The 4,901-nt window shown below is 72.9% G+C and carries 6 protein-coding genes; all 6 read right to left on the reverse strand.

Annotated features, from left to right (window positions below):
- Positions 1-76: 76 nt before the first annotated feature.
- Positions 77-1,015, reverse strand: coding sequence for a hypothetical protein (locus tag TOK_RS23135; RefSeq protein WP_098960104.1), 939 nt, complete (start codon positions 1,013-1,015; stop codon positions 77-79).
- Entirely contained in the window at positions 1,012-1,434 is a 423-nt protein-coding gene (locus TOK_RS23140; protein WP_172457731.1) for a hypothetical protein, read from the reverse strand. The genes TOK_RS23135 and TOK_RS23140 overlap by 4 nt, the downstream gene beginning before the upstream one ends.
- A complete protein-coding gene (locus TOK_RS23145; RefSeq protein WP_098960105.1) occupies positions 1,431-2,105 on the reverse strand; it encodes a hypothetical protein in 675 nt (224 codons plus the stop codon). The genes TOK_RS23140 and TOK_RS23145 overlap by 4 nt, the downstream gene beginning before the upstream one ends.
- 95 nt (positions 2,106-2,200) lie before the next feature.
- Positions 2,201-4,069 (reverse strand): type IV secretory system conjugative DNA transfer family protein, encoded by a 1,869-nt coding sequence (locus TOK_RS23150; RefSeq protein ID WP_098960106.1) that lies wholly within the window; start codon positions 4,067-4,069, stop codon positions 2,201-2,203.
- Positions 4,066-4,425, reverse strand: a complete 360-nt coding sequence (locus tag TOK_RS23155; protein WP_098960107.1) for a hypothetical protein — start codon at positions 4,423-4,425, stop codon at positions 4,066-4,068. The genes TOK_RS23150 and TOK_RS23155 overlap by 4 nt, the downstream gene beginning before the upstream one ends.
- Positions 4,422-4,838: a hypothetical protein gene (locus TOK_RS23160; RefSeq protein ID WP_098960108.1), complete on the reverse strand. Its 417-nt coding sequence runs from the start codon at positions 4,836-4,838 to the stop codon at positions 4,422-4,424. Before TOK_RS23160 ends, TOK_RS23155 begins: the two co-directional genes overlap by 4 nt.
- Between the last annotated feature and the right edge of the window lie 63 nt (positions 4,839-4,901).

Here is a 4,901-nt window from a genome sequence, read left to right on the forward strand (position 1 = left end):
GAGTGCTGAGTGGTCGTTGTCGTGTCCTTGCTGAGGTGAGTGCTGGGTCGGTGCTGGGGAGCTGCGCTGGTCATGGTTAGGAGTCCTCGTGTTCGTCGGTGCTGAGGTGCTGAGTGCCGTTCGAGACGGCGGAGCGCCGCGTCGTGGACGCGGGGTCGTCCTCGCGGAGGGTCTTGAGGACCGCGGCGGCGGTGCCCCGGGAGACCTGGGCTTCGGACTCGAGCTCGGAGACGGTGGGGAGAGCTCCGGTGCGGGCGGTGAGCCGCGCGGCAGCAGCCAGCGCGCGGTCGCGCGCGGGCGCCTCCGCGCCCCTCCCACCCACCCGTTCAGTGCGTTCACTGCGCCCGATGAACGGGGTGACCACCGCGGTGCCGCGGTCCGGCTCGGGCTGGTGTTCGGGTGCGGGTTCGAGGATCGGCAGGGGCGCGGTCAGGGCGTCGGGCTCGTCGGTTGAACGGCTTGAACGGTGCTCTGAACTGTTCAACGGGACCTGGTCAACGGTGACCGCTGAACCCTGAGCCGGGTGTTGAACAGCTGAACGCTGCTCGTCGGCTGCTGGCGCTCGGGGTCTGGTGGGGGCGGCGGCGAGGAGGTGGAGCAGGTGCGCGGCGAGCGCGGCCGCGATCGCCGGCCATGCCCCGATCCCGAACCGCAGTGCCCCCGACACCGCCAGCCCCGGACTCCCGCCGGCGTCGCCGGGTGCGGGGACGTCGCTGGCAAGGAAGACGGCCTGGGCGAGGCCGGACAGGCCGGCGGAGAGGACAACGACGGCCCAGGCGTAGCCGCGCGCGGACCCTGTGAGGCGTGCGGTGGCGGTGTAGGCGACGACGGCGAGGCCATCGGTGATCAGTGGGTAGATCCAGGCGATCGGCGTCGGGACCCGGGCGGCGACCGCGACCTCGAACAGACCGTGGGCGGTCGCGGCGGCGGCGCCTAGGGCGACGATCAGCCCGGGCAGCCACAGCACCCACCTGCTCTCGCCGTCGTGTTCGCTGGTGTGGTGCGGGGCGGTCATCGGCGGAGCCGGTCGTGTCGGGCGAGCCGGTCGCGCTGGACCAGCCGCTGCGCGAGCGCGGTCCAGTCGGCGCCGGCGGAGATCGCGTGCGAGGCCTGCCGGGCCGCGGCCATGCGGACGGAGCGGACGGTGGCGATCTCCGCGGCGAGGCGGGCGGCGAGGACGAGCGGTTCGCGCTCGACCAGGCACCCGAGCACGAACACCGCGACCCCCGCCAGCTGCGTCGTCTCCTCGGCCGCGACCCACTCCGGGGTGCCGAGCAACGGGATGTCGACGCCACCGGCATCGGTGATCCAGCCGTCCAGCAGCGTCTCGATGGCGTCGAGGTCGCGTTCGATCAGCACCGATCGCCGCGGGCTCGACCCGGCGGAGGTGGTCGCGGGGGCCGCGGTGGTGGGGCGGGTGTCGTGGGTGGTCATGTCCGGGCTCCGTTCGTGGCGTTGTCCGAGTGGTCGGCGGGTTCGGGCGGGGCGCTGTCGCGGGCGGTTGCCCACCAGGCGGCGAGCTGGGCGAGCTGCCCGGCCGCGGGGACCGTCGGGGCGGTCGCGGTGAGGGGTGCGCGGCCGGCGCGGGTCTGGTGGCGCTCGATCGAGCACGATCCGACGTTTTGGCGGATGCGCCGCACCACCCCGGGGCGTTGGCGGTCGTGCCAGTCCCCCGCCAGAGCGACCGACGCGGCGGGACCCTGGTAGGCGGCGGACCAGGCGTGCATCAGCCAGACCAGTTCTTCGACGACGTCGGGGTGCCATGCCCAGCAGTCCGACAGCACCGCGGCGCCGTCGGGGTAGCGCAGGTAGATCGCGCCCATCCACGCCGCGAGGTCCTCCAGGATCGAGGTGGTGTCCTCGGGATTGGCGGGAGCGAGCAGCCATGAGGGTGCGGGCCCGGCGTTGCGGCGCGTCGCGATCGAGGCGACGGTCTCCGACAGCCGCGCCAGAACCTCGGCAAGTTCCTCGACTCGGCCGGGCAGCCCGGTGAGCGGGTCGATGTCGCGGCGCAGGCCGTCGACGAGCCGGGCCAGCCCGGCTACCGGCCCGGACCAGCCGTCCTCGCCCGCGGCCGGGTTCGCCGGCGGAGTGTTCGGACTCATGGCAGTTCTCCTGGAGAGGTTCGTCGGTGTGCCCGGCCAGACCCACCCCGGTGCGGGGCAGGTCTGGCCGCAAGCAGCGCAGGTGCGGCAGTAGGTCAGCCGGTCGGGCGCTGGTCGTCGCCTGCGTCATCGAGTGGGCCGGCGTCGAGGACAACCAGGCGGGGCCGACCAGGAGCCGACTCGTGGGGCCCGGCGGTGAGCACCCCGCGGATCGGACGGACCACCTCGCGACGCTGCAGACGCCGGCTGATTCGGAACGGGAGCGTCCGCCACCACGATGCGATCCGCTCGAAGTGCTCGACGAGCTCGGGGTGGTCGTCGCTGAACTCGGTCCAGCGGAGGTCGCGGCGTTGCCAGATCATCTGCGCCCGCCCGATCACCGGCGGGATACCGCGACGGATGACCAGGACCCGCCCGGCCGGGAGGTTCGCGATCTGCGCCGGCGAGAGCACCGCCGTCTTCCGCGTCGCCCGCGCCGTCGTGTGCCGGGCCGGGTCGACGGTGTCGGCCGGTTCGTCGCGCTCGCCGGTCAACGTGGACCAGAACTGCAGATCGTCCCGATCCCTCGTGCCGCCGAACACCATGATCGAGCCCGAGTTGTTCAGGATCGTCGCCGCATCATGAGTCCCGTATCTGGCCAGGAGCTGGGCGCGGGACTGGAACGCGCAGATGATGTTCACCCCACGCCCACCCATGTCCGCCGTCCAACTCTCCAGCGGCACCGGGCAGATCAACGCCGCCTCGTCCAAGGCCAGGCGCAGCGGCGGGTCGAGGCGCCCGCCGGGGCGGGTGGCGGCGGTGCGGCGGGCCGCCCGGGCGATGTGCCCGGTCAACGCACACACCAACGGTGCCACCTGCGCCTCCTCACCACCCAGCAGATAGACGGTGCCGTTGGTGGCCAGCAGCTCGTCAACGTCGAGCGGACGCGCCCGCGCCTGCTCGTCGCCGAGTCCGGCGGCGGCCGACGCTGCGGGGCTGGTGAGCCACCCGAGGGCGGGCATGATCGTCGAGGTGATCGACGAGCGTGTGCGGTCGTTCGTGCCGAGGAACTGGCCCAGGTCGAGCTCGAAGGCCGGTTCGCTGCTGCGGCGCAGCAGCACCGTCACCTCCCGAGACGCCGCCTCCGGATCCGAGAGCCACCCGAGCACGTCCCGCATCGACTTCTCGCCAAGCGCGGCGGCGTGCAGGAGCGTGGCGAGGACGCGGCGGCCCTGGGCGTCCCAGAACTCCCGATCCCCCGACCCGGAAGCGCGGGTGGTGGCGGCGAGCATGTCCGTGGCCCGCTCCCCCGCCGTCACCGGATCCGCACATCCGGACACCGGGTCGAAGGTGACCGTCGAGGGCAGGCCGGCGAGGCCGACGGCGTTGAACACCCACACCGGCCCCCGACCCGCCCGCACCGTCGAGGTCAGGTCGAACAGGTCCCCGCGGGTCGACGCGACCAGCGCGGCACCGGGGGCGTCGAGGATCTGCCCTGCCAACCACCCCGACTTCCCTGTGCGGGGGCCACCGAAAATGAGGGTGACGTCCTCGACCGAGGACCACACCCACAACAACCCGCTGCGGCACAACCGCACCGCCACCTCGGGCACCGGCAGCCGCCACCGCTCCCGCCGCCGAAGGCCAGTGAGAGAGGGGCGGACCGCGGCCGCGCGGCGACGCATCGCGCCGCTACCGGCGTGGCGGAGGACGTCGAGGGTCGAGGCGACACCGGACTTGCGGCGGGCCCGTGAGCCCCACCGGTTCACCGTGGCCGAGGACCGGGTCCACCGATGCCACACCCACACCCCGGCAGCACCGGCGGCCAGCAGCAGAACCGGCAGCCCGACCACCGACACCAACGCAATCAGGGGCAGCAGTGCGAACAACCCGAAGCCGATTGCGAGGACCGTCGCGCCGCGCTTGGCCGCCACCGCCGCACCGGCGACAGCGGCGAGCGGGAGCAGAACCGTCCACAGGTTCATCGCGACACTCCCGCCGCGCGCGCGACTGCTGCCACGACCGCCCTGGACTCGGAGAGGTTCATCAGCGACAGGCGGTAGCGGTTCTCCCCCAGCGCGAGCGCCAGGTCCAGCACCGCGGTCTCGGTCGTCGACGCCGCGAACTCGCGTGCTTCGAGCGCCTCCCGAGCGGCCGGCCAGTCGATCCAGCACTCCCCGTCCGGGGCCAGCTCGACACACACCTCCCGGAAATCTCGGCGGCGCAACCACACCCCGTGGTCCACCAACAGCCCGACCGCCGCAGCGACGTGCGGGGCATGGCCCTGGGCCCACGACTGCAACCCTGCCGCCGCGGCGACAGACGACACCATCGCGTTCATCGCGAGACCCCCGCGCTCGACGTCGACACGGAGGCGTCGTCATCGATGCCGATGTGGCCGATCCGCGACCAGAACGTGTTCGCGATCCGGTCCGCGCTGCGCAGCCGCGCGGCGAGCTCGTGCAGGTCCATCGCCGCGGCGTCGAGGCGTTCGCGCGGGTCGACCTCTCCGGTGTCGTCGTAGACGGGGCGGGTGTCGCCGTAGTGGGCGACCTGCCAGGCCAGTACCTCTGCCAGGTTCGCCACCGCCGCGAGGGTGTCGACCACGTCTGCGGTCATCGCGTAGAAGTCGGAGTGATCCGGTTCCGCCGTGCGCTGCGCGTGGACCGCGGCGCGCCAGGCCTTCGCGCCGGCCGCGGCCTCGCGGACCGCTTCCGGAGTGTCGGGGTGGTGGGTGTTCGGGTGGGTGTTCATCTAATCTCGGTGTCCTTAAGATCGATCTTGTTCGGGGTTGGCGCCCCGGATACCCAGGGCGAT

The organism is Pseudonocardia sp. N23 (assembly GCF_002583555.1).
Taxonomy (GTDB): Bacteria; Actinomycetota; Actinomycetes; order Mycobacteriales; family Pseudonocardiaceae; genus Pseudonocardia.